This window comes from Streptomyces sp. FIT100 (genome assembly GCF_024584805.1).
Taxonomy (GTDB): domain Bacteria; phylum Actinomycetota; class Actinomycetes; order Streptomycetales; family Streptomycetaceae; genus Streptomyces.
Genome location: NZ_CP075715.1, coordinates 5,084,960 through 5,109,190 on the forward strand (window position 1 = coordinate 5,084,960; position 24,231 = coordinate 5,109,190).

Genomic DNA, 24,231 nt, shown 5'->3' on the forward strand with positions numbered 1-24,231 from the left:
CCTCCGTGACGAGCGTTTCCGCGAGGATATCGGCGCGCCGGAAGGGGGCTCGCGCCGAACTCCGAAGAAATGTCCGGTTTATCGCTCTGCTCGATTCGGAACCCCACAGTCCCTACAATCCGCGCCCGTGACACGACAGGAGAACGCGGTGTTCGTCGACGCCTCCGGGCGCAGGCGTCGCCTCATGAGGTATGCGTCCGTCGGCATCGGTGCCGCGTGCGTCTGTTTCGTCGCCGTCGTCCTGGCCGGGTTCTTCGGGGCCGGGCCGGCCGGCGGTCCGCTGCCATGGAGCCAGAGCCGGCAGAAGCCGGCTCCCGCGGCCGACGAGCCGGGCCCGTCCACGGCCGCGCCGGGGGAGTCCGGCGGCGGCGAGCAGGGCGCGGGCCCGGGCCCGGACGCGGGGGCGGCCTCGCTGTCCGCCACCGGCCGCCCGGAAACGTCCGCGCCCGCCGCCACCGGCACCGCGGCGCCCACCGGCCCGGCCGCCACCACCGAGGCCGTCGACGGCGCCACCGCCACGGCCACCGCACCGCCCGGCAACTCCGGCAACGCCCCCCGCCGCAGCCCCGCCGCGGACGGCGCGGGCGGCGCCGAGGGCAAGGGACCGAAATGACCCGGCACGCCGTACGCAGGGATCCCCGCGCCCACTGGGTGCTGCTGACCCTCACCCTGGCCGTCGTCGCCACCGCCCTGCTCTTCAGCGGATACGGGCGCCACGAGATAGCGCCGACCGCCGCGCCCGCCACCCGGTGCCAGGGCGCCCCCGACCCCGGGTTCGAGAGCGGGACCGTTCTGCGGCAGAGCCCCAAGACCGGCGGAATCGCGCCCGGACGGATGGCTTCCGGCACTGTCGCCCTCACCTACGACGGCGGACCCGACCCGGCGTGGACCCCGCGTCTGCTCGACGTGCTGAAGGAGCATGGCGCGAAGGCCACCTTCTTCCTCACCGGCACCGAGGCCGCCGCCCACCCCGACCTGGTCCGCCGGATCAGGGACGAGGGCCACGAGATCGGCTCGCACACCTACACCGACGTCGATCTCGGCGCCGTCTCCGTGCCCCGGGCCCGGCTCGAACTCGCCCTCACCCAGAACATCCTGGCCGGCACCGCCGGCATCGGCACGCCTCTCCTGCGCCTCCCGCACACCTCGGGCCCCGCCTCCTTCTGCGGCGACACGGCCCGTGCCGCGCGCCAGGCCATGATCGACGGCTATGTCCTCGTGACCGCCGACGACCCCGCCGCCGTGGCCGCGGACGGCACCGGCATCCGCCAGTTCACCGGCTCGACGGCGGCCGTCGCCGAGACCGAGCGGCTCCTGACCTCCGACCTGACCTCCGACCTGACCGCCGACCGGGCCGCCGGCCCGGCCTCCGGTCGTGCCGCCGGTCGCACCGACAAGGTCACCTACACCACCGTCGGCGCCGGTCTCGGCCTCGGCCCCACCGGCTACACCGTCTCCGCCGCGGCCGAGTGGAAGGGCGCCGCCGTCGTCCGCGCCCAGCAGGCGTCCCGGGCCTTCGCCGACGCCATGACCTGGTTCCTGCTCGCGGCCGGCATCATCACCGCCGCCCGGCTGGTCATGCTGTTCACCGTCGCCCGCGTGCACGTCAAGCGCGTACGGGCCAGGCGCTCCCGGCGCCGCGGCGCCCCGCGCCGTCCGCCGCTCACCGACCCCGTGTCCGTGATCGTCCCCGCCTACAACGAGGAGGCGGGCATCGAGGCCACGATCCGGTCCCTGCTCGCCTCCACCCACCAGGCCGTCCAGATCATCGTCGTCGACGACGGGTCCACCGACCGGACCTTCGAGATCGCCGACGCCATCGAGGACCGCCGGGTCATGGTGGTCCGCCAGCCCAACTCCGGGAAGGCCGCCGCCCTCAACACCGGCCTCGCCTGGGCCCACTTCGACATCGTCGTGATGATCGACGGCGACACCGTCTTCGAGCCCGACGCCGTCTTCAACCTCATCCAGCCGCTCGCCGACCCCGGCGTCGGCGCGGTCAGCGGCAACACCAAGGTCGGCAACCGGCAGGGCATCCTCGGCCGCTGGCAGCACCTCGAATACGTCATCGGGTTCAACCTCGACCGCCGGATGTTCGACGTCCTCGAATGCATGCCGACCGTGCCGGGCGCGATCGGCGCGTTCCGCCGCGAGGCCGTCGTCGGTGTCGGCGGAGTCAGCGAGGACACCCTGGCCGAGGACACCGACCTGACGATGGCCATCGGCCGGGCCGGCTGGCGCGTGGTCTACGAGGAGTCGGCCGTCGCCTGGACCGAGGCGCCCTCGACCGTGCGGCAGCTGTGGAAGCAGCGCTACCGCTGGTGCTACGGCACCCTCCAGGCCATGTGGAAGCACCGCGGCGCGCTGCTGGAGCGGGGCGCCGGGGGCAAACTGGGCCGCCGCGGGCTGACCTATCTGCTGCTGTTCCAGACGGTCCTGCCGCTCCTCGCCCCGCTGGTCGACGTCTTCGCCCTCTACGGCCTGCTGTTCCAGGGCGCGGGCCGGGCGGCGGCGGTCTGGCTCGCCTTCACCGCCGTGCAGGTCTTCAGCGCGCTGTACGCCCTGCGGCTGGACCGGGAGAGGTTCGAGCCGCTGTGGACGCTGCCGCTCCAGATCTTCGTCTACCGGCAGCTGATGTATCTCGTCGTCGTCCAGTCCGTGGTCACGGCGCTACTCGGCAACCGCCTGCGGTGGCAGCGCATGCAGCGCACCGGCTCGGCCACGGACACCCTGGAGGACCGCCGAGCGGTCAACGCCTGACCGGCGGAGTTTCGGGCCGCGAGAGATCGATCGCTCATGTGTTCGGTTTTCTGGTTACTCTGGATCCATGGCAGGAGTCCATCTGCAGGGTTCGCTCTTCGACCAGACCGACGAGATCCGCCTCGGCCCGCTGGAGGGCGTCCGCCGCACCGTGCTCGGCCGGGGCGCCTGGCTCGACGTCCTGCCCGGCTGGCTCCGCGGCGCCGACGCGCTGTTCGAGGAACTGGCCGGCGGCGTCCCGTGGCGCGCCGAGCGCCGCCAGATGTACGAGCGCGAGGTCGACGTGCCCCGTCTGCTCGCCTACTACGGCGACGGGGACCCGCTGCCGCACCCCGTCCTCGCCGAGGCCCGCGACGCGCTCTCGGCGCACTATGCGGCCGAACTCGGCGAGCCCTTCGTGACCGCCGGGCTCTGCTGCTACCGCGACGGCCACGACAGCGTCGCCTGGCACGGCGACCGCATCGGCCGGGGTGCCCGCGAGGACACGATGGTCGCCATCCTCTCCGTCGGCGACCCCCGTGACCTCGTCCTGCGGCCCCGGAACGGCACCGGCGCCCACGCGCCCGTCCGCAAGGCCCTCGGCCACGGCGACCTCGTCGTCATGGGCGGTTCCTGCCAGCGGACGTGGGAGCACGCGATCCCGAAGACCACCCGCGCGGTGGGCCCCCGGATCAGCATCCAGTACCGCCCCCGCGGCGTGAACTGACCTCGCGTCGCCGACCGGGCGCCGCCAATCCCGGCGCCGCTACCCCCCGATGAACGTGACCGTCTCGTCGAGCGGCGCGCGGCCCGTGCGGGTGTAGTCCACCGCGGGGTCCTCGAACCCGATCGACATGCCGCAGAAGAGCATGAGCTCGTCCGGGGGCGACACGATCTCGGCGACGGTCCTGCGGTATTTCGCCCATGCCATCTGCGGGCAGCTGTGCAGCCCTTCGGCGCGGAGCAGCAGCATCACGGTTTGCAGGTACATGCCAACATCGGACCATTGGGGACTGCCCATGTCGCGGTCGATGTAGCAGAACAGGGCGGCGGGGGCTCCGAAGCAGTCCCAGTTCGCCGAAGCGGCTCTCTGGCGTGCCTCCAGGTCCTCGCGCGGAATGCCGAGTGAGCCGTAGCGCTGCTCGCCGAAGGCGGACCGGCGGTCGTGGTACGGGGACTTCAGCGCGGGCGGGTACTGCTGGTACTCCGGCTCGTCCCAGGCGTCGGCCGTGGCCACGCGCTCGCCGACGCGCTTCCTGAGCTCGGCCAGTGGCGCGCCGGTGAGCACGTAGGCGTGCCAGGGCTGGAGGTTCGATCCGGACGGTGCCCATGTCGCGGCGGAGAGCACGCGCTCCAGCACCTGTCTCGGGACCTCCCGGTCGGTGAATCCGCGTACTGCCCGTCGGCTCGTGACCGCCTCGTAGACGTCCACGATCGCCCACCTCCCACTGCTGCTGGACGTTTCCCATCTCCGTTACACTCGCAACGGTATCATTCGATACTATCTTCAGTGTAACTGTCATCGAGTGCCCATCAGCCCCTGGTTTGCCGCCTCGGGTGCCGCTCTTTGGAGGAAGTCCATGGCCACGCTGCTGCACATCGACTCGTCCGTGTTCCCCGGTGAGGCGTCCTCGTCCCGTTCGGTCGCCGGCGCCTTCCGCAAGGCATGGGAGGAGCAGCACCCGGAGGGCACGGTGATCCATCGCGACCTCGCCGCCGACCCCGTCCCGCACATCACCGCCGCCGCCCACACCGCCTGGTACACCGCCAAGTCCGAGCGCACCCCGGAGCAGTCCGCCGCGTTCGCCGCGCGTGTGGAGCTCATCGAGGAACTGGAGCAGGCGGACGCCGTCCTCATCGGCGCCCCGATGTACAACTTCTCGATCCCGTCGACCCTCAAGGCGTGGCTGGACAACGTGATCCTGGTCGGCCGCACCTCGGGCGAGAGCCACTCGGCCCAGGGCACCCCGGTGGTCGTCGTCGCCAGCCGCGGCGGCTCCTACGCCCCGGGCGCCCCGCGCGAGGGCTGCGAGTTCGTCCTGAACTACCTGGACACCGTCCTCACGGTCAGCCTCGGGCTGGACGTCGAGTTCATCGTCCCGGAGCTCACCATGGCCCCCCGCGTCCCGGCCATGTCCGAACTGATCCCCCTCTACGAGGCATCCCGCGCGCTCGCCCTCACGGACGCCGCCGCCAAGGCCAAGGAACTCGCGGAGCGCCTCGCTGCGTGACCCGCGGGCAGGGCGCCGTGCGACCCCCACCCCCAGGCCGTCACACGGCGCCCTTGTCGCCTGCCCGTCCGGGCACGCTCACGCCCCGCCGCCCGCGGGAAAGGCGAACCGGGTCAGCAGATCCGTCAGTTGCTCGGCCTCGCCTGGCCCCAGTTCGGCGACCAGGTGCTCCGCCAGCGGCTCCGCCGCCACATGGGCCGCGTCGAAGAGCTCGATGCCCTGCGGCGTGATCTCCACCGCCCGCACCCGCCGGTCCCCTGGAACGGCCTTGCGCACGGCAAGGCCTTTGCGCTCCAGATCGTCCACGACCCGCATGATCCCCGCCTTGTCCGACCCCGTCGCCGCCGCCAGGTCCCGCTGCACCGTGGGCCCGCGGTCGACCAGCACGATCAGCACCGCGAAATGCCGCAGCTCGATGCCGAGCGGACGGAGCGCCTCCGTCATGACCGTGGCCGCGCGCCAGTGCGCCTGGCGCAGCAGCAGGCCGAGAGCGAAAGGCGAGGCGTCCCCGGGGCGGTTGGTCGCGCGCGAGGCGGTGGTGGGCTGAGGAGCGTCGGCGGTCATGGGCGCATATTACCGCTCTCCACTCAATCGATACGGTTTCGATTGAAACCAAAGAGGGCGATTAGGCGGCGCCCACGGGGCGCAGCACGCACCGCGCGGGACCGGTCGCGCGCAACGTGATGGCCGCCATGACCGGCACCTCCAGGTCCACGGCCTCCAGCTCGTACTCACGCAGGATCATGGCGAGCGCGAGCACCGACTCCAGCATCGAGAAGTGCTGCCCGATGCAGGCCCGCGGCCCGCCGCCGAACGGGAACCAGGCGTACCGCGGCCGCGCCTTCTCCGCCTCCGGCAGGAACCGGTCCGGATCGAACCGCTCCGGCTCCTCCCAGTACCGCGGATGCCGCTGCGTCACCCACGGCGCCACCACGACGTCCGCCCCCGCCGGGATCGCGTGCCCGCCGATCTCGGTCGCCGCGACCGCACGCCGCCCGATCGCCGGCGCCGCCGGAAACAGCCGCATGGCCTCCTTGAGCACACGCGTGAGGTACGGGAGCGCCTCCAGGTCGTACGCCTCGGGGGTCCGCCCCGCCAGGATGCGTACGGCCTCGTCCCGCGCCCGGGACTGCTCCTCGGGGTGGCGGGCGAGCAGGTGGAGCGCGAACGCGAGCGAGGTCGCCGTCGTCTCGTGCCCGGCGAGCAGGAAGATCAGCACCTGGTCCCGGATCTCGGCGGCGTCGAGGCTGCCGTCCTCCGCGCTCTGCGCCTGCGTGAGCAGAGTGAGCAGGTCGTCGCCTTTCGCCGCGTCACCCTGCGCGCGCCGCTCCTCGATGATCTGGTCGCACACCGCGTACAGGTCGGCCATCGCGGAGGCGTTCCTGCGATTCGAAGGAGTCGGCCAGGTGCGGGGCGGGCTGACGGGTGAGAAGCCGCGCCGGAGCGTGTAGCTCCCGATGACGGGGAAACACCGCTCCACGACAGGAATCGCGGCCTCGACGTCCGTGCCGAAGAGGATGCGGGCCACGGCGCGCAGAGCGAGCCCGGTCATCTCGTCCACCATGTCCACGGTGGCGTCCGGCGCATCGCGCCACCGGGCCAGCAGCGCCGACGTCTCGCCGGTGACGGCGCCGGCGTACCCGTCCACACGGCGGCGGGTGAACAGCGGCTGCACGAGCCGCCGTTGCCGGAGGTAGTCGGCGTCCTGGCTCGTCAGTAGCCCGTTCCCGAACGAATCCCGGATTTCCTGGTAAAAGACGTTGTCCTTGCGGAAGTTGGCCGCATCCGTCGCCAGCACCTGCTGGGCACCCTCGGCCGAGAACACCCCGTACATCGTCATCCGCAGCCCCGGCGGGCCCGCGGTGAACCTGACGACGTCCCCGTACTCGCGGCGGGCGTCGAGATACGTGCCGAGCGCGTCCCGCCTGAGGTCGAGCATCGACCCGAGCAGGGGCAACCCCGAGGGTCCGGGTACGGGTGTGCCCGCCGCCGTCATCCTGTGACACCGTCCAGGAAGCGGGTCCAGGCGGAACCGGCCACGGCGAAACGGGGGCTGTCGTCGCCGAGCTTGGAGTCGCGGACGTGGACGGTGTGGGGGCAGGTGGCGACCTCGATGCAGTCGCCGCCTTGGCTGTCGCTGTAGGAGGACTTGTGCCAGTCGAGGGCGACTTCGATGCAGGCGCTGCCCTCGCTGTCGCTGTAGCTGGACTTGTGCCAGTCGAGGGCGACTTCGACGCAGGCGCCGCCCTGGTCGTCGCTGTAGCTGGACTTGAACCACGTGAGGTGCTCGCTCATAGCTCCTCCGCCACCTTTCTGATGAACTCCACTGAGTCCTCGATACAGAGGGCGTGCATGCGGATCATGCCATGCCGCTGGCTGAGTTCACTGACCTTGGCGGGCTCGGAGTAGAGCGCGCTCGTCGTCTGCACCTCGGAGTAGGCGTAGTGCTCGTGCTCGGAGGTCTCCAGCAGGACGATGGAACCCATGAGTGCCAGGCCGCTACACCGCCCCATCGGCAGTACCTGAATGGAAGTGTTCCGCAGTTTGCCTGCTTCCAAGAGATGTTGGAGCTGGTGCCGCATCGCCTGCTCGCCGCCGACCAACGTCCGCAGCGCCGCCTCGTACACGACGAAGTTGAAGACCGTACTGGTCCTCCGCGTCAGCGCGTCCTGGCGCTGCATCCGCGCCCGGACCCGCTCTTCCACTGTCTCATCGTCCAGCGGTGGGCAGCTCTCGCTGATCAGTGCCTGCGCGTACTCCTCGGTCTGGAGCAGGCCCGGGATGAGCAGCGGCTCGTACCAGTTCAGCGCGATCGCTTCCGCCTCGATCGCCATGTACTCCTGCGACCTCGCCGGAAACGGCTCCGGCTTCAGATACTCCAGTGCCGCCAGTAACTTCCCCTGCGCCCCGCACATCTGGTCCGCGATCTGGAGCAGCCGTGCGCTCGGCTTGCGGCGGCCCTGCTCCATCGACTTGATCGTCTCGTACTCGTAGTTCGCCTCTTTGCCCAGCTCCTCGCGGCTGACCCCCGCCTCCGTGCGCCAGAGCTTGATCTGGTTGCCGCAGTACCGCCAGGTCTCCGTCACGGGCCGCCCTCCCGGTCCTGGTACGCGCGGGGTACAACCACCGTGCGTACTCATGTCGTTACTTCATGAGGCTATTGCAGCGCCAGCAGCGTATGAGCCATGAATCAGCACATCGAGTGGCGGCTGCCCCGGGGCCCGCGCAGTGCGGGCCGCGCCCGCGCGTTTCTGGCCGGGCAGGCGAAGGAATGGAAGCTCCCGGAGGACACCGCGGAGACCGCTGTACTGCTGCTCAGCGAGCTGGTCACGAACGCCTGTCGCCATGCGAAGGTCCCGCCGGGGCGTGAGGTGTGGACGCGGTGCGTGCTCCGGCGGGACGGGGTCCTGCGGGTCGAGGTCTCGGACGCGAGCGACGTGCTGCCGCGTCCGCGTGCCGCCGCGCCGGATGACGAGTCGGGGCGCGGGCTCACGCTCGTGGCCGCGCTCGCCGACGCGTGGGGCGCGTATCCGCGGGAGTGCGGGGTCGGCAAGACGGTGTGGTTCGAGGTGGGAGCGGGTGTCACCGGCGACGGCGTGCGCGATCACGGCGGGTGTGCTGCGCTTGATGGTGTGGAGGAGGAGGAGCCCATGTCCGAAACGACGCGATCTTCCCGGCACCAGAGCGGCATGCGGGGCGCCCGCTACGGCGAGGTGCTGCTCATCTCGCCGAGCGAGGACGGCGGACTCAAAGCGGCCGTCTACAACACCTTCGGCCTCAACGACTGCCCGCTGGACAAGTGGAACGCGCTCGACGCGCGCGCCCTCGCCGAGGAGTTCCAGGTGCCGGTGGTGTTCCTGAACGGGCCCCGCTTCTGGACGATCGACGAGGTCACGACGTACGTGTGGGGGGACGTCGAGAAGTTCGACGGCCTGGAGGCCCGCTGGGCGGCCGAGGTCCGGATCCCGCCGGAGATCGACGTCACCGGGGCGTCGGCCAAGAAGCACTACGTCGAGACCACGGTGGCGCGGGACACCGAGTACGTCCTGGCCGCGGGCAAGCCCGTGTACGCGCTGGTCGCCCCCGGGGACCGGACGTACGTGCTCCAGGCGTACTCGCACACGGTGGACCCCGGCCAGACGATCGACTCGCTGGCCACGCTCGGTGACCGGCTCCGGTTGCCGGAGGGCTGGCGGTTCCGGGTCGGTACGCCCGACGAGGACCTGCACGTGCGGACGGTCGACAAGAAGGCCACCGTCCTCCAGGACGAGCTGGAGAACACCTACATGCTCCACGTCCGGTGAGCCGTCAGCGTCAGCGTCACCGCCACCGCCGCCGTCACCGCCGCCGCGTCACGTCCGGCGGATCGCCCGCCCGGCCAGTACGTCCGTGCGCTTCCCCTCCTCGATGACGAAGCTGCCGTCGATCAGGACGTGCGGGATGCCGGTCGGGAGCGTGCGGGGCGCCTCGAAGGTCGAACCGGCCGCGACCGTGTCCGGGTCGAAGAGGACGAGGTCGGCGCGGTAGCCCTCGCGTACGAGACCCCGGTCGGCGAGCCGGAGCCGGGCGGCCGGGCGCGAGGTGAGGTGCGCGACGGTCTCCTCCAGGGACAGGACGCCGAGTTCGCGGGCGTAGTGGCCGAGGTAGTGCGGGAAGGTGCCGTAGGCGCGCGGGTGCGGCTTGACGCCCTGGAGGATGCCGTCGGAGCCGCCCGTGTGGACGCGGTGGCGCATGATCGCGCGGACGTTCTCCTCGTGGCCGACGTGCTGGAGGATCGTCGAGCCGAGGCGGTCGTCGAGCAGCAGCCGGCGGGCGGTGGTCCAGCCGTCCAGGCGGCGGCCCACGAACTCCGCCAGCGCCGGATCGGCGACGCCGGAGATCTCGATCGTGTCCCACTCCATCGGCACGCCGTGGCAGCCGTCGGAGCCGATGACCTCCAGGTGGTGGCGGATCTTCTCGGCCGTCCCGTCGTCCCGCAGCCGGGCCATGACCGCCTCCGGCCCGCCCTCGCTCGCCCAGCTCGGCAGCAGCGCGACGAGGGTCGTGCAGCCGGGGGTGTACGGATAGGTGTCGAGGGAGATGTCGGCGCCCGCGTCGAGCGCCTCGTCGAGCAGGGTGAGCAGCTCGGGGGCGCGGCCCTTGTTCACGCCGAAGTTCATGGTGGCGTGGGCGAGATGGAGGGCGCAGCCGGCGTCTCGGGTGAGGCCGACCATCTCCTCGTACGCCTCCAGGGCGCCTGCGCCGTAGGAGCGGTGGTGCGGGCAGTAGTAGCCGCCGTACGAGGCCACCACCCGGCACAGCTCGGTGAGTTCGGCGTCGCCCGCGTACATGCCGGGGGTGTAGGTCAGGCCGGAGGACATGCCGACGGCGCCCTGCTCCATGCCCTCGGCGACGAGCTGCTTCATGCGCGCGAGCTCTTCAGGGGTGGCCGCGCGGTCGTCCCAGCCGACGGCGAGCATCCGCACCGTTCCCTGGGGGATCAGATAGGCCGCGTTGACGGCGATGCCCCGGCCGCCGTGGGAGCGGTCGAGCCGGTCCAGGTACTCGCCGACGGTCCGCCAGTCGAAGTCGATGTCCGAACCGTCGCCGTTCCAGCCGGTGATGGCCCTGCGGACCTCGGCGAGGGTGCGGTCGTCGACGGGCGCGTACGACAGCCCGTCCTGGCCGAGGACCTCCAGGGTCACGCCCTGGGCCGCCTTGGCGCTGTGGTCGGGGTCGCGGAGCAGCGCGAGGTCGCTGTGCGCGTGCATGTCGATGAAGCCGGGGGAGAGGGCGAGGCCGGCGGCGTCGAGGAGGCGGCGGCCGGTGAGGCGTTCGCCGCCTTCGCGGGATATCGCGGTGATGCGGCCGTCCGTGACGCCGACGTCGGCGCGGTACGAGGCGGCGCCGGTGCCGTCGACGACGCGTGCGCCGCGGATGACGAGGTCCATCTCAGAGCTCCTGTCCGCGCGTGTCAGAAGAAGGTGCGGACGTAGTCGGTGACCGTGCCGTCCGCCTCCGCCACCGGGATCAGCTGCCACTTGTCGAACGACGTGCACGGGTGCGACAGGCCCATCCCGACCCAGTCGCCGACGTCGAGCTCAGCCTCGTCGTCCGTGCGGATCCACGCGTGCTGGTCGGACAGTCCGGTGACGGTGATGCCGGTGGCGGGGCGGACGGCGCCGGTGCGCGGGTCGCGGACCACCTGGGCCTCTGGCAGGTCGAGGTCGTACGCGGCGTCGCGCTTGCCCGCGTTGGCGAACGCCTGGTGCGGGGTCGGGCGGGAGACGACCTGGGCCCAGAGGCGGAAGGCGGGCTCCAGCGCACCCTCCTCGGGGACGCGGTTGAAGGGGGTGAGGTGCTTGTAGTGGCCGTCGTCGTGGGAGACGTACGCGCCCGAGCGCAGCAGCTTCAGCACCGGTCGGGACAGCTCCGGGATCTCGGCGAAGACGTCGGCGACGGCGTCGAACCAGGCGCTGCCGCCCGCGCTGACGACGATCTCGTCCGTGTCGGCGAACCGGCCGTCCTTGTCGTAGGAGGCGGCGAGCGCCACGAGGCGGCGCAGCCAGTCCCGCACCCGCTCGGACGTGGCGTCCGGGACCTCGCCCTCGTAGCCGGCGACGCCGACGAGGCGCAGGGTGGGGGCCGCGGCGACCGCGTCGGCGACGGCCGTGCAGTCGGCCTCGCCGCGGGCGCCGGTGCGGGCGGTGTCACCCGCGCCGAGCTCGACCACGACGTCCAGGGGGCGGGACGGGGCGGCGGCGGAGAGGGCCTCGTCCATCAGCTCGACGCCGCGCACCGAGTCGACGTAGCAGACGAAGCGGAACTCCGGGTCGCGGTCGAGCTCGGCCGCGAGCCAGCGCAGGGCGACGGGGTCGACGAGCTCGTTCGCGAGGAAGACGCGCTGGATGGCGTGCGCGCGGTAGACACGGACCTGGTGCGGGACCGCGGCGGTGATGCCCCAGGCGCCGCGCTCCAGCTGGCGGGCGAAGAGCTGCGGGGACATGGAGGTCTTGCCGTGCGGGGCGAAGGCGAGGCCGTGGCGCTCCGCGTAGGTCTCCAGCAGGGCGAGATTGTGCTCCAGGGACTCCGCGGAGAGTGCGAGCACGGGTGTGGTGAAACCACCGGTGAAGAGGTTGCGCCGCTGGGCGGCCAGCTCACCGACGGTGAGGCCCTCCGCGTCCGGGGGGAGCGCCTTGAAGCGGTGGTCGACGGTCTCGCGATCGAGCTGTGCGAGGCCGGCGACGGGGTTCTCGGCGGGCATGGTGGGCCTCCTCCACACGGGCGTGCTGCGATGAGATCGCCTCGGATTGCAGCATGTGCAACGGTCATTGCGTATAGCGCTTAACGCTGTCTAACATCCGAGCCGACACCGGGTCAATGGACCCACACGACCTGTGAGGAGCGCCAGAGTGACCGTCGTGACCGGAACCGCAGCCGTGGAGGACGGCGGCGTCCTCGACGCCGTCTGCCTCGGCGAGTCCATGGTCACGTTCCTGCCGTCACGGCCCGGCCGCCTCGCCGACGTGCCGTCCTTCGCGCGCACCATCGGCGGCGCCGAGTCGAACGTGGCGTGCGCGCTGGCCGCGGCGGGGCACTCCGTGAAGTGGGTCAGCCGGGTCGGGGCCGACGGCTTCGGCGACCACCTGATCGCGGCGGTGGCGGCGTACGGCGTCGACACCTCCGCCGTCCGGCGCGACCCGGGACGACCCACGGGCATCTACTTCCGCACCGCCACCGACCGGGCGACCGACGCGCACGAAGTCCTCTACTACCGGGCCGGATCCGCCGCGTCCGCGATGTCCCCGGCGAACGTGACGCACGAGGACCTCGGCGCCGCACGCGTCCTCCATGTCTCCGGCATCACCGCCGCCCTGTCGCCCGACTGCCTCGCCCTGATGCGCGCCCTCACCGCGCCGCGCGCCGGGCGGCCGCTCGTCTCCTTCGACGTCAACCACCGGCCGGGACTGTGGCGCGACGACCCCGCCGTGCTGCTGGAGCTCGCGCGCGGGGCGGACCTCGTCTTCGTCGGCGAGGACGAGGCGGAGGACGCGTGGGGCGTGTGCGGCGGCCCCGCCGCGATCCGGGACGCGCTGCCGGAGCCGGCGGTGCTGGTCGTGAAGCAGGGGGCGAAGGGCGCGGTGGCGTTCAGCCGCTGCGTGGAGCCTTTCCCCACCCCGCCCCTTCCCGCAGTGTCGATGTGCGGCTCCGCCGCGTGGGGGGCAAGCCCCCAGCCCCCCACTGGGGCTCCGCCCCCGAACCCCCGCCGGGGCGCTGCCCCGGACCCCGCGCCTCAAACGCCGGCGAGGCTGAGTGTTCCAGCCCCTCCGGCGTTTGAGGAGCGGGGGTACGGGGGCGGAGCCCCCGAAACCGGCGTCCGGGGCGGAGCCCCGGCGGGGGCTGGGGCGGAGCCCCAGTGCACCTTCGTCCCCGCCCCCCGCGTCGACGTCGTCGCCCCCGTCGGCGCAGGCGACGCCTTCGCCGCCGGGTTCCTCTCGGGCACCCTGCGGGGGCTGCCCATGCGGGAACGGCTGCGGCACGGGCACCTCATGGCCGCCGCCGCCCTCACCGTCCCCGGCGACCTCGGCGCGCCGCCCCCCACCGCGTACGCCGACCGCCTCGCCGCCCTCGGCGACGCCGCCTGGGAGACACTTCACCTCGGCCCCGGCTGGACGGCAGCCGCGCAGGCCACGGAGGAGGTACGCACCCCATGAGCCAGACCGTCGACCGCGCCCTGAGCATCCTGCCGCTGCTCGCCCAGGGGCCCGCGGACCTGGGACAGGTCGCCGACCGCCTCGGCGTCCACAAGTCCACCGCCCTCCGCCTCCTGCGCACCCTCCACGAGCACGGCCTCGTCTACCGGCAGCAGGACCAGCGCTACCGCCTCGGCGCCCGCCTCTTCGCCCTCGCCCAGGAAGCCGTCGAGAACCTCGACGTCCGCGAGATCGCCCACCCCCACCTCGTCGCCCTCAACGAGCAGTGCGGCCACACGGTCCACCTCGCCGTCCACGAGGAGAACGAGGTCCTCTACATCGACAAGGTCGAGAGCCGCTACCCGGTGCGGATGTACTCCCGTATCGGCAAGCCCGTCGCGATCACCGTCGCCGCCGTGGCCAAGCTCCTCCTCGCCGACCTCCCCGAGGCCGAGCGCCACGCCGTGGCCGAGAAGCTCGACTACCCCATGTACACGCCCCGTTCGATCCCCAACGCCGCCGCGTTCCTCAAGGAACTGGCGACCGTACGCGAACAGGGCTGGGCCACCGACCTCGGCGGCCACGAGGAGTCCATCAACTGCGTCGCGGCCCCCATCCGCGGCACGGACGGCCGGGTCGTCGCCGCCATGTCGGTCTCCGCGCCGAACGTCGTCGTCACCGCCGACGAACTCCTCACCCTCCTCCCCCTGGTGCGCCGCACCGCCGACGCGATCACCCGCGAATACTCAGGCAAGGACCACGTATGACGACCGAGAAGACCGCGATCACCCCCGCCACCCACACCACCCCGCCCGCGAAGTTCTCCCACGGCGTCCGCAAGGGCAACATCCTCCAGGTCGCCGGACAGGTCGGCTTCCTCCCTGCCGTCGAGGGCCAGGCCCCGACCGTCGCGGGCCCGACCCTGCGCGAGCAGACCCTCCAGACCCTCGCCAACGTCAAGGCGATCCTGGAGGAGGGCGGCGCGAGCTGGGACGACGTGATGATGATCCGCGTCTACCTCACCGACACCGCCCACTTCGCCGAGATGAACGAGATCTACAACACCTACTTCGAGGAGCAGGGCCTGGGGCAGGCCCCCGCCGCCCGCACGACGGTCTACGTCGGCCTCCCCGCCGGGCTGCTCATCGAGATCGACGCCCTGGCCGTCCTCGGCTGATTCCCCTGAACCACCCGCTGCCGTACGGCACGGCGCCCACCGCAGGGGCGCCGTGCCGCGCTCCCCCCTACCCAGAACCCACCGACCGAGGTCCCCCCATGCCACCTGCCGCGCCACCCCACACCGGAGGACTGCTCCTCCTCATCGACGGCACCGCCGGACTGCTCACCGTCGCCGCCCTCGGCATCGCGCTCCTCCTCTTCCTGATCATCAAGGTCAGGCTCCAGCCGTTCGTCGCGCTGCTCGCCGTCTCGATCGCGGTCGGCCTCGCCGCCGGCCTCTCCGTCACCGAACTCTTCGGCACCGTCCAGAAGTCCGCCGCCGTCTCGGTCATCGAGACCGGCATGGGCGGCATCCTCGGCCATGTCGCGATCATCATCGGCCTGGGCACCATGCTCGGCGCGATACTCGAGGTCAGCGGTGGCGCAGAGGTGCTGAGCTCCCGCCTCCTCGGCCTCTTCGGCGAGAAGCGCGCCCCGCTGGCCATGGGCCTCACCGGCCTCATCTTCGGCATCCCGGTCTTCTTCGACGTCGGCATCTTCGTCCTCGCGCCGATCGTCTACGCCGCCGCCAAGCGCTCCGGCAAGTCGATCGTGCTGTACGCGATGCCGCTCCTCGCGGGCCTGTCGATGACCCACGCCTTCCTGCCGCCGCACCCGGGGCCGGTCGCCGCCGCGGGCCTGCTCCACGTCTCGCTCGGCTGGGTCATCCTCATGGGCGTCGTCGTCGGCATCCCGGCCGTCATCGCCGCCTGGGTGTACGCCTCCTGGATCGGCAAGCGGCTCTTCGTCCCCGTACCGGAGGACATGCTCGAAGCCGCCGAGGACGCCAAGGCGGCCGTCGCGGCCGAACGCAGGAGCTCCGCCACCGAGGCGCCGGTCTCCCTCGGCACGGTCCTGTTCATCATCGGCACGCCGCTGGTGCTCATCCTCGCCGCGACGTTCTCGTCCATCGCGCTCGACGAGTCGACCCTGCGCTCGGTCATCGAGTTCTTCGGCAGCCCCTTCGTCGCCCTGACGATCGCGCTCGTGCTGGCGTACCTCCTGCTGGGCGTCCGCCGCGGCTGGTCCCGCAAGTCCCTGGAGTCGGTCTCGACCCAGTCGCTGAAGCCGGTCGGCAACATCCTGCTCGTCGTCGGCGCGGGCGGAGTCTTCGGCGCCGTGCTCAAGGCGAGCGGCGTCGCCCAGGCGCTCTCGGACACCTTCAACGACGTGGGCCTGCCCGTCATCGTGCTGGCCTACCTGATCTCCCTCGTCCTGCGGGTCGCCCAGGGCTCGGCCACGGTCGCGATCGTCACCACGGCGGGCATCGTGCTCCCCCTGGTCGAGGGCGGCGACCACTCGCAGGCGTTCCTCGCCCTGGTCATCATGGCGATCTCGGCCGGCTCGATCTTCGCGTCGCACGTCAACGACGGCGGATTCTGGATCGTCGCGCAGTACTTCGGCATATCCGAGCGGGACACCCTCAAGTCCTGGACGGTGCTGGAGTCGGTCCTGTCGGTGGCGGGCTTCGCGGTGGCGGCGGCGTTGAGTCTGGCCGTCTGAGACGTGACACGTGCGGCGTCCGGGGCGCCGGGCCCACCGGCCCCCTGGGCCCACCGGCCCCCTGGGCCCACCGGCCCCCTGGGCCCACCGGCCCCCGGGTGCGGCGGCGGTACGCGTGCCGCCGCCGCACCCGAGCGGGTCCCCCGGTCAGTCGAAGAGGCCCTCGACGATCTCCTCGGCCGCCTCGCCGCCGATCTCCTCGGCCGCCTCTTCCACGATCTCCTCGAAGATCTCCTCGAAGATGTCGTCCATGTGCTGAACCCTCCCTGACTGACTCGGTGTTGTGCGTTGCGCCTGCTCAACGCGGCTTCCCGGAGGGGAGTTCCCGCACGTCGCCCCCGCAGGGACGACTGCCGGTGAAAGGTTGGTGTCGCCGAGTCGTACGGCGCGAGGACGCCGTTCGACGCGCCGTCCCTCAACCGCCGCAGCCGCCCCCGCAACCCCCGCATCCACCCGAGTTGCTGCCGCCGCTGGGGTCGATACGGCGCCGGACCTTGGCGTCCGAGATGGCCTTCGTACCGCGCAGGGCGACACCGAGGCCGTTCGCCTCCGTGCCGAGGTGCAGCGCGGTGGCGTCATCACCGGCTCCCCGGTCGAGGGCCGCCCAATGGGAGCCGTTGCGGGTCTCGTACTCCGCCCGCAGCCACTTCAGTGCCGACCGCCCCGCCGGAGTGAGCCGCCCGAGGCGGCCGAAGGCGTGCTGCGCGGCGAAGCCGGCGGCGGCGAGGAGGGCGAGCGGGAGGTACGGGGCGTACGGGTCGGGGGCTGCGGTGATCGCGACGAGCAGGGCGGCGACGCAGAGGAGGCCGTGTCCCAGGGACAGCCGTTTCCAGCGCCGGGTGGTCTCCTCGTCCCACAGGAACGAGTCCGCCACCAGTCGCGACGTCAGCCGCTCCACCGCCGCGGACGCCACCAGCGCCTCATGGGCCTTCGCGGTGGAGAAGGTGGCGCCGAGACCTTCGCGCAGCAGGGCCCGTTCGGCGTCCGTCCGGTCCGGGCCGCCGTCCCGAGGGGGCTGCACCGTGTGGCCGCGCCTCGTGGACACGATCCGGCCCGCGGCGTGCAGCCGGAAGAGCACGGTGTGGGTGAGGCGTTGCGTCCCGCCCGCGAGGAGCGCGACGGCGAGCGGATCGCCGGGCGGCGGCACGGCCGACCGGTTCGCGTGCTCCGCTTCGGCCCGGCGCCGGAGCCTGATCAGCACGGCCAGCGAGGCGCCGAGCGACAGCGCCGCCACCGCCGTGCCCATGCCCATGCCCATGCCCATGTCCATGTCCATGATGATCGCCATGTGGCACTCCCCCGTCGTGGCACACGAGTGTGTTGTGCCACGACGGGAGAGGTCTCAACCGTGCCCGCCGGTCACGAGCAGTACTGCTGCTCCTTGCCGATCGACCGGTACATGCAGTCCGCGTTCTCCAGCAGTTGGAGCACCGCGTCCCGGTTGCGGCTCGTCTCGCGCTCGATCACCTCGTCGGGCGGGTAGAAACCGCCGCCGCCGAAGCCCGCCGGGTACATCTCGAAGGTGTAGGCGAAGATCTTCTGGTTGCCCCACAGCCAGTCGTCGATCGACCCGTCCGTGATGTAGAGGTCGCTGGCCTGCTCCGGCGTGTAGCCGTTGCTCGCGGCCATCTTCCCGCCCACGGACGCGAAGGCGTCGCGGTCGTCCTGGGTCATCCCGGGGGCGGTGTCGGCCGTCGTGTAGCCGTACGGCCACAGGACCAGCTCGCTGTAGGTGTGGAAGTCGATGCCGGCCGTGATCTGCTGCTCGCCGCCGACGACACGGGAGCGCACGAAGTCGGCGACGACCCTCACCTCGGGCGCGGACTCCGCGGCCGGACCGCGGTAGGTCTCGGAACTCGTGGAGCCCGAAGAGCCGCCGCAGCAGCCCCACTTGAAGTTCCAGTTGCGGTTCAGGTCGGTACCGACGTAGGAGGAACCGGAGTTGGGCTGGCGGTTCTTGCGCCAGCTGCGGTAAGAGCCGGTGGCGATGTCGTACTCGCCGCCGTCCGGGTTGAGGTCCGGCACGATCCAGATCTCGCGGCCGTCGACGGCGTTCGTGACGCGGGAGTCGGTGCCGTAGTCGTCGCCGAGCTCGCGCAGCAGATAGAGCGCCATCTCGACGGTGAGGTGCTCGCGGGCGTGCTGGTGGTGGGTGAAGAGGACCTCGGGCTCGTTCTCGTCGGTGGCGACGTTGTCGCTGATCTTGATGGCAACGATGTCCCGGCCCTGGTAGGACTTGCCGATCACGCGCTTGCTCATGATCGCCGGGTGGGCCGCGATGCGCTGGTCGATCTCCGCGTTCATCTCCGCGTAGTTGTGGTAGCGGGAGTCGGCGGACGGGAAGTCGAACGGTTTCACTGCGGCGCCGGCCGCCGTGCGCGAGGGCGGTGCGGGCAGTGCTTCGAGCACATGGCCGAGGGCGCGGAGCCGCTTCGCCTGGGCCGTGTCGGCGCTGACGACGATCGCGTGGGCGTCGGCCTCGTCGATCGAGACGCCCGCCGCGGCGATGGCGGTGCGCTCGGCGACGGTGGACGGGCCGTGGATCTCGTACTGCCGGATCGTCTCTTCGGCGGGCGCCGGCGCGGCCTTTGCCGGTGCGGGTGAGGCGGTCGCCGTGAACGGGACGGCCACGGCGAGGGCGAGCAGGGCCGCCAGGGTGACGGGCCTCCTGCCGTTCCTGCCGCTGCCGCGTATGCGAAGTCGCATGCTGTCTCCTGGGTAGGGAGTGTGGGGGTGGCTGAATGCGACGTGCGGGTGTTGAGGGTGTGACGGGCACATGGTCGGGGTATGGCATGCCCCGGTCAAGGGCGACCTTCGGCCATACGTACGACAACTGCTCGACGGCGAGCGGAAAGGCGGCCGCAACCATGACGGACACCACCGAGGAAGAAGCAGGCACGCCGGTCTCCCGGCCCCGCAAGTCGAGCTGGCGCTACATCGGCCCGGGCATCGTCGTCGCCGCGACCGGCGTCGGCGCCGGCGACCTCGTCGCGACCCTGATCGCGGGCAGCAAGTTCGGCTACACCCTGCTCTGGGCCGCGGTCATCGGCTGCCTCGTCAAGATCTCCCTCGCCGAGGCCGCCGGCCGCTGGCACCTCGCCACCGGCCGCACCCTCTTCGACGGCTGGCGCAGCCTAGGCTCCTGGACCACGGTCTACTTCGCCGTGTACGTCACCGTCTGGGGCTTCGTCTACGGCGCCGCGGCGATGTCGTCCAGCGCACTGCCGCTCGCCGCGCTCTTCCCCGACTCGATGGACCTGAAGTGGTGGGGCGTGCTGTGCGGCCTCGTCGGCCTGGTCTTCGTCTGGTTCAACCGCTACGCCGTCTTCGAGAAGGTCATGACGGTGCTTGTCGGCGTGATGTTCGTGGTCACCGTCTATCTCGCCGTCCGCGTCACCCCGAACCTCGGCGACGCCCTCGCCGGCCTGGTGCCCGTCCTGCCGGACGACTCCCTCATCTACACCCTGGGCCTGATCGGCGGCGTCGGCGGCACCATCACGCTGGCCGCGTACGGGTACTGGGTCAATGCCAAGGGCTGGCACAACACCAGCTGGATGAAGGTCATGCGGCTCGACAACCGCGTCGCCTACATCACCACCGGCATCTTCGTCGTCGCGATGCTCTTCGTCGGCGCGGAGCTGCTGCACTCCGCCGGGATCGCGCTCGCCAAGGGCGACAAGGGCCTCCTCGACCTCGCCGACATCCTCGCCGACCGCTACGGCACGGCGACGGCCAAGCTCTTCCTCGTCGGCTTCTTCGCCACGTCCTTCACCTCGCTGATCGGCGTCTGGCACGGCGTGAGCCTGATGTTCGCGGACTTCGTCTCCCACTACCGCCCGTCCATCGCCCCCGCGGGCACACCCCGCGACAAGACGCCGGCCTTCCGGGCCTATCTGCTGTGGCTGACCTTCCCGCCGATCGCGCTGCTCTTCCTGGACCAGCCGTTCGGGCTCGTGATCGTGTACGGAGTCATCGGCGCCTTCTTCATGCCGTTCCTCGCGCTGACCCTGGTCTGGCTGCTCAACTCGTCCCGCACACCGCGCGAATGGCGCAACGGCATGCTGAGCAACGTGATGCTGGCGGCGGCGGGGCTGCTGTTCGTGGTCCTGTGCGTGCAGCAGGTGCGGGAGCTGCCCTGGTAGGGCCGGGGGCCCGGGGGCCCGGGGGCCCGGGGCGGCGGCTCCAGTCATACTTGCCCGCATGACCTACGGCGGCCACCCGGACCAGCACCAGCACCCCCAGGCGCCACCGGGCTTCGGTCCCCCGATCCCCGTACCGCCGTCGTACGGCGCGCCGCCGCCGCAACAGGCGCCGATCGGACCGGAGTTCATCGCGCACGACCGCCACAACTCCGTCATCGTCGATGCGACGGGTGTGGCCCTGGAGATCCAGGGCCACACCCTGGAGTTCCCGTGGCCGGCGATCTCCACCGTGCACTTCGCCCCGGGACCGTTCGGCACGGTCCTCATGGTGGCCGTCGCCCATCCCGGCGGCATGCTCTACGAGTGCCGGATCACCGCCCGCAAGCAGGCTGTCCTCCAGCAGTGGCTCGCCGAGCTCGGGCCCGTACTCCACCACTACCTGCAAGCCCTGCACCACCCGGCGAACCCGAACCGCCCACCGGCCCGGTAGGCCGGTGGGCGGTCGACGAGGGACCCGCTGCCGCTACGGCAGGTTGTGGACGTGCGGTCCCACCGCGTTGGACCAGGCGTTCCCGGCCGCCGCGTCCCAGTTGGTGGACCAGGTCATCGCCCCGCGCAGGGTCGGGTACGTACGCGAGGGCCTGAAGGAGCCGCAGTTCGTGCCCCGGGTGAGGCAGTCGAGCGCGTTCTTCACGATCTGCGGGTCGACGTAGCCACTGCCCGCGCCCGACGGGGACGCCGGGACGCCGAGGCCCACCTGGGACGGGTCGAGTCCGCCCTCCAGCTGGATGCAGGCGAGGGCGGTGAGGAAGTTCACCGAACCCTGCGAGTAGACCTGGCCGTCGCAGCCCAGCATCGAACCGCTGTTGTAGTACTGCATGTTGACCACCGTGAGGATGTCCTTCACGGCGAGCGCGGTCTTGAAGTACTCGGTGCCGGTGTTCTGCATGTCGAGGGTCTGCGGGGCCATCGTCAGGACCATCGAGGAACCCGCCTTCTGCGAGAGCTGCCGCAGCGCCTTCGTCAGATAGGTGGAGTTGATCCCGTGCTCCAGGTCGATGTCGACGCCGCTGAAGCCGTAGCTCTGCATCAGGGCGTAGGCGCTGTTCGCGAAGGCCGTCGCGGAGGCGTCGCTGTTGATGGTGACGTTGCCGCGCTCACCGCCGATGGACAGGATCACGGACTTGCCGGCGCTCTTCTTCGCCGCGATGTCGCTCTTGAACTCGTCGACCGAGCCGTAGCCGACCGCCGGGTCCAGGTTGAAGGTGATCTCACCCGGTGTCGCCGTCGAGTCGGCGAACGACACCGCGATGATGTCGTACTGCGACTGGACGTCCCGCAGCTTCTGCACGGTCGCGCCGTTGTTGAAGTTCTGCCAGTAGCCGGTCAGGGCGTGCTTCGGCACCAGCGGGTTCGGGTTGCCGCCGCCGGACGACGTCGTACCGGTCACGGCGGCCGACTTCGCCGACTCACCGGCCGCGTTGGTCGCGCTCACCTGGAACTGGTACGAGGTCGACGCGGCCAGCCCCGTCACGGTCGCCGAGGTCCCGGTCACCGACTGCACCTGGGTGCCGTTGCGGTACACCCTGTACCCCGTGGCGCCGGAGGAGCCGCTCCAGCTCAGCGCGACCGACGACGAGGTCACCGCCCCGACGGCCAGCCCGCCGGGCGTGGGCGGCACCACGGGATCGGGGTCGCCGCCACCGCCGCCGTCCGGCCCGAAGACCGAGATGTCGTCGGCGTGGTAGGCGGCCTGCCCGTACCACCCGTGCGTGTACACGGTCACCGACGTCGTGGCGGCCCCGGTGGTGAAGCCGGTGGTCAGCTGCGTCCACCCGGTGCCCCCGGGTGTCCAGGTCGACACGTCGCTCGTACCGGTGCCGCTCGCCCCGAGATACACGTACGAGCCCTGCACCCAGGCGCTCAGCTGGTACGTCGAGTTGGGCTTCACAGCCACGGTCTGCGAGCACTTCGCGTTGTCCTGCCCCGAGGGCGTCCCCTTGAGCGCGGCACCCCCGCCGTGCACGGGCGACGACACGGTCACCCCGCTCCCGCCCGTGCACGTCCAGTTGGCCAGCCCGGACTCGAACCCTGCGTTCTTGGCGTTGTTCACATCGGCGGCAAGGGCCGTCCCGGCCCCGCCGACCAGCCCGAGCCCGGCACCCATGGCCAGCGCCAGGACTCCGCCGAGCCACCTTCTCCGTCTGCGTGTGCCTGTGCGTGTCGTGCGGTCCACTTGCTGCCTCCGGTGGGGAGTCGGGGAGGAGGGCGTACATCAGGAGGTGCTTCGGGAGGTGCTTCGGGAGGTGCTTCACGAGGTACTGCGGGACGTACGGAACGGTGGCCACCGCTGGGCGTCCAAGTTGGTCCAGACCAATCGGGATGTCAAGACCTCTGGCAGAGGTGGGGGGTGGGTCGTATACGAGAGAGCCCGGACCGGGCGCCGCCGGATCGCGGGAGGTCCTGGCCAACCGGAATGCCCGGCGGGCCACGGCAGAGGCTGCCCGCTAATTCATCGAAGTAATACAGGAGTTAACTACCGGAGGACTTCGTCCGGCTTTGACTGTGTGCAAGTCGTGAGCGTTGCCGGACAGCGATCAGAAAGGTGTTCTCTGCAACGTAGGACGTGGATAAAGTGCAGAGGCAGGAGCACGAGCAGAGATCACTGCAGCGGCCGGGCGACCGGCGGCTGGAGCCGAACGGGGAATGAGCGTGCCGACCGCCATTGCTGTCACCAGCGCTGACCTGGTGCTGCCGCCAACGGATCAGCAGACGCCCACAGCGGCGCTGTTGCAGCCGCCGGACGTGCAGCCACTGGACGCCGCACTCGCCGACATGCAGGTCCTGCTGGAGCAGCACGGCTACGTCGTGGCGCTCTACCCCGCCTCGCTCCCCGCCGCCCACGAACGCAGACTGCACACCGTCCGCTCGGTCCTGGAGAGCGACCGCATCGCGCTGATGAAGCTCGATCTGCCGCCGCTCGGCATCGCCGTGCTCGTCCGGCAGTTGCGCCAGCTGTCCATCTGCGACTTCAGCGCCGGAGTCGTGGCGTCGGCCGCACGGCTGCTCTCGCACTACGTCTACGCGGGGGCTCTGCTGAACTCGGTCGCCCGGCTCGACCGGGTGCCCGTCAGCCTCAAGTCGCACGCCAAGTCATGGGTTCCCGGCTCCCAGTTCGGCGTGCTCGCCAATCCCTCCCCGCAGCTGATCAAGATCGGTGGCGGCGACGGTCTGCTCGCGGGCCCCGAGTTCGGCACGCACCTGCTCGTCGCGCAAGGGCAGATCCAGAGTGACTGGGTGACCACGACCCTCGCCCCTGCCTGGCGTGCGCAGGCAGTACACGAGACAGCCCTCCCCGCCGATTCGGCGCGGTGGTGGGGGACCGCGAAGATGATCGAATTTGCCGCCTATCTCCCGGACATCTCCATCGTCTATCAGCTGGTCGCGTCCGTGCGGCGGGAAATGTGCTCCTGGTGCGGAATGGAACTCATCGGTGATCGCTGCGGGTTCTGTTCGGCACCTCTCGCGCCCCCCGGCCCACATGGCGAGAACCAAACGCACGCGCCAGGTGTCCTGAACCACGGAACACCTATGCACCACGGGTCGTAGCCCATGCGGCGTTCGGGCCGGTGGCGGGATGACCCGGCTCCGGCCCGGGCCCGCACCGCACCGCTTCGCACCGCACTGTCCGCTCCCACCGTCCCCGTCTCCCCACGAGGTTGTCCC

22 protein-coding genes are annotated in these 24,231 nt (G+C 71.3%); 12 read left to right on the top strand and 10 right to left on the bottom strand.

The genetic code is table 11. The features are described 5' to 3' along the window. Positions 1-127 precede the first annotated feature (127 nt). The 3 genes from KK483_RS23010 to KK483_RS23020 all read left to right on the top strand — a co-directional run bounded on the left by KK483_RS23010 (position 128) and on the right by KK483_RS23020 (position 3,466). Complete coding sequence (locus KK483_RS23010; RefSeq protein WP_262007108.1) at positions 128-613, top strand: hypothetical protein; 486 nt, start codon at positions 128-130, stop codon at positions 611-613. Further along, the gene (locus KK483_RS23015; protein WP_262007109.1) at positions 610-2,760 is read left to right on the top strand and encodes a bifunctional polysaccharide deacetylase/glycosyltransferase family 2 protein; all 2,151 of its coding nucleotides are present in this window, start codon (positions 610-612) and stop codon (positions 2,758-2,760) included. The genes KK483_RS23010 and KK483_RS23015 overlap by 4 nt, the downstream gene beginning before the upstream one ends. Before the next feature lie 67 nt (positions 2,761-2,827). Beyond that, positions 2,828-3,466 (top strand): alpha-ketoglutarate-dependent dioxygenase AlkB, encoded by a 639-nt coding sequence (locus KK483_RS23020; RefSeq protein WP_262007110.1) that lies wholly within the window; start codon positions 2,828-2,830, stop codon positions 3,464-3,466. Positions 3,467-3,505: 39 nt separating this feature from the next. Here the strand turns inward: KK483_RS23020 and KK483_RS23025 are convergent, their stop codons facing one another. Further along, positions 3,506-4,171 (bottom strand): nitroreductase, encoded by a 666-nt coding sequence (locus KK483_RS23025; protein ID WP_262007111.1) that lies wholly within the window; start codon positions 4,169-4,171, stop codon positions 3,506-3,508. 148 nt (positions 4,172-4,319) lie between these two features. Here KK483_RS23025 and KK483_RS23030 point away from each other — a divergent pair, with 148 nt between their 5' ends. Next, entirely contained in the window at positions 4,320-4,970 is a 651-nt protein-coding gene (locus KK483_RS23030; RefSeq protein ID WP_262007112.1) for an FMN-dependent NADH-azoreductase, read from the top strand. A 78-nt stretch (positions 4,971-5,048) separates the two neighbouring features. Here the strand turns inward: KK483_RS23030 and KK483_RS23035 are convergent, their stop codons facing one another. From KK483_RS23035 to KK483_RS23050, 4 genes are all read right to left on the bottom strand, one after another. Further along, positions 5,049-5,534, bottom strand: coding sequence for a MarR family winged helix-turn-helix transcriptional regulator (locus KK483_RS23035; protein ID WP_262007113.1), 486 nt, complete (start codon positions 5,532-5,534; stop codon positions 5,049-5,051). Between the two features lie 61 nt (positions 5,535-5,595). Further along, a complete protein-coding gene (locus KK483_RS23040; protein ID WP_262007114.1) occupies positions 5,596-6,966 on the bottom strand; it encodes a cytochrome P450 in 1,371 nt (456 codons plus the stop codon). Next, a complete protein-coding gene (locus KK483_RS23045) occupies positions 6,963-7,265 on the bottom strand; it encodes a DUF397 domain-containing protein (protein ID WP_262007115.1) in 303 nt (100 codons plus the stop codon). Before KK483_RS23045 ends, KK483_RS23040 begins: the two co-directional genes overlap by 4 nt. Beyond that, positions 7,262-8,056 carry a helix-turn-helix transcriptional regulator gene (locus tag KK483_RS23050; RefSeq protein ID WP_262007117.1) on the bottom strand — a complete coding sequence of 265 codons (795 nt, stop codon included), beginning with the start codon at positions 8,054-8,056 and terminating at the stop codon, positions 7,262-7,264. Before KK483_RS23050 ends, KK483_RS23045 begins: the two co-directional genes overlap by 4 nt. Positions 8,057-8,155: 99 nt before the next feature. Between KK483_RS23050 and KK483_RS23055 the strand changes: the two genes are divergently transcribed. Next, complete coding sequence (locus tag KK483_RS23055; RefSeq protein ID WP_262007118.1) at positions 8,156-9,274, top strand: ATP-binding protein; 1,119 nt, start codon at positions 8,156-8,158, stop codon at positions 9,272-9,274. A 48-nt stretch (positions 9,275-9,322) separates the two neighbouring features. On the opposite strand, the gene KK483_RS23060 is transcribed toward KK483_RS23055, so the two are convergent. Beyond that, positions 9,323-10,900 carry an amidohydrolase family protein gene (locus KK483_RS23060; protein ID WP_313879473.1) on the bottom strand — a complete coding sequence of 526 codons (1,578 nt, stop codon included), beginning with the start codon at positions 10,898-10,900 and terminating at the stop codon, positions 9,323-9,325. A gap of 23 nt (positions 10,901-10,923) precedes the next feature. Further along, positions 10,924-12,213: an amino acid deaminase gene (locus KK483_RS23065; RefSeq protein WP_262007119.1), complete on the bottom strand. Its 1,290-nt coding sequence runs from the start codon at positions 12,211-12,213 to the stop codon at positions 10,924-10,926. A 157-nt stretch (positions 12,214-12,370) separates the two neighbouring features. Here KK483_RS23065 and KK483_RS23070 point away from each other — a divergent pair, with 157 nt between their 5' ends. The 4 genes from KK483_RS23070 (at position 12,371) to KK483_RS23085 (ending at position 16,363) form a co-directional block, all read left to right on the top strand. Further along, on the top strand, positions 12,371-13,663 hold the full coding sequence (locus KK483_RS23070; protein WP_399014588.1) for a sugar kinase: 1,293 nt from the start codon (positions 12,371-12,373) through the stop codon (positions 13,661-13,663). Continuing rightward, positions 13,660-14,409, top strand: coding sequence for an IclR family transcriptional regulator (locus KK483_RS23075; RefSeq protein ID WP_262007121.1), 750 nt, complete (start codon positions 13,660-13,662; stop codon positions 14,407-14,409). The genes KK483_RS23070 and KK483_RS23075 overlap by 4 nt, the downstream gene beginning before the upstream one ends. Further along, entirely contained in the window at positions 14,406-14,819 is a 414-nt protein-coding gene (locus KK483_RS23080; RefSeq protein ID WP_262007122.1) for a RidA family protein, read from the top strand. Before KK483_RS23075 ends, KK483_RS23080 begins: the two co-directional genes overlap by 4 nt. A 98-nt stretch (positions 14,820-14,917) precedes the next feature. Continuing rightward, entirely contained in the window at positions 14,918-16,363 is a 1,446-nt protein-coding gene (locus KK483_RS23085) for a GntP family permease (RefSeq protein WP_262007123.1), read from the top strand. Between the two features lie 415 nt (positions 16,364-16,778). Here the strand turns inward: KK483_RS23085 and KK483_RS23090 are convergent, their stop codons facing one another. Next, positions 16,779-17,651: a TIGR04222 domain-containing membrane protein gene (locus KK483_RS23090; protein WP_262007124.1), complete on the bottom strand. Its 873-nt coding sequence runs from the start codon at positions 17,649-17,651 to the stop codon at positions 16,779-16,781. A 71-nt stretch (positions 17,652-17,722) separates the two neighbouring features. After that, positions 17,723-19,069, bottom strand: a complete 1,347-nt coding sequence (locus KK483_RS23095; protein ID WP_262007125.1) for a M14 family metallopeptidase — start codon at positions 19,067-19,069, stop codon at positions 17,723-17,725. Positions 19,070-19,230: 161 nt separating this feature from the next. On the opposite strand from KK483_RS23095, the gene KK483_RS23100 reads away from it, so the two are divergent. Together KK483_RS23100 and KK483_RS23105 are read left to right on the top strand one after the other, a co-directional pair. Further along, complete coding sequence (locus KK483_RS23100) at positions 19,231-20,505, top strand: Nramp family divalent metal transporter (protein WP_262007126.1); 1,275 nt, start codon at positions 19,231-19,233, stop codon at positions 20,503-20,505. Between the two features lie 58 nt (positions 20,506-20,563). Then, positions 20,564-20,995, top strand: a complete 432-nt coding sequence (locus KK483_RS23105; RefSeq protein ID WP_262007127.1) for a hypothetical protein — start codon at positions 20,564-20,566, stop codon at positions 20,993-20,995. A 33-nt stretch (positions 20,996-21,028) separates the two neighbouring features. On the opposite strand, the gene KK483_RS23110 is transcribed toward KK483_RS23105, so the two are convergent. Continuing rightward, positions 21,029-22,741: a chitinase gene (locus KK483_RS23110; protein WP_262007128.1), complete on the bottom strand. Its 1,713-nt coding sequence runs from the start codon at positions 22,739-22,741 to the stop codon at positions 21,029-21,031. A gap of 470 nt (positions 22,742-23,211) precedes the next feature. Here KK483_RS23110 and KK483_RS23115 point away from each other — a divergent pair, with 470 nt between their 5' ends. Further along, positions 23,212-24,114 carry a hypothetical protein gene (locus tag KK483_RS23115; protein WP_262007130.1) on the top strand — a complete coding sequence of 301 codons (903 nt, stop codon included), beginning with the start codon at positions 23,212-23,214 and terminating at the stop codon, positions 24,112-24,114. Positions 24,115-24,231: the final 117 nt, after the last annotated feature.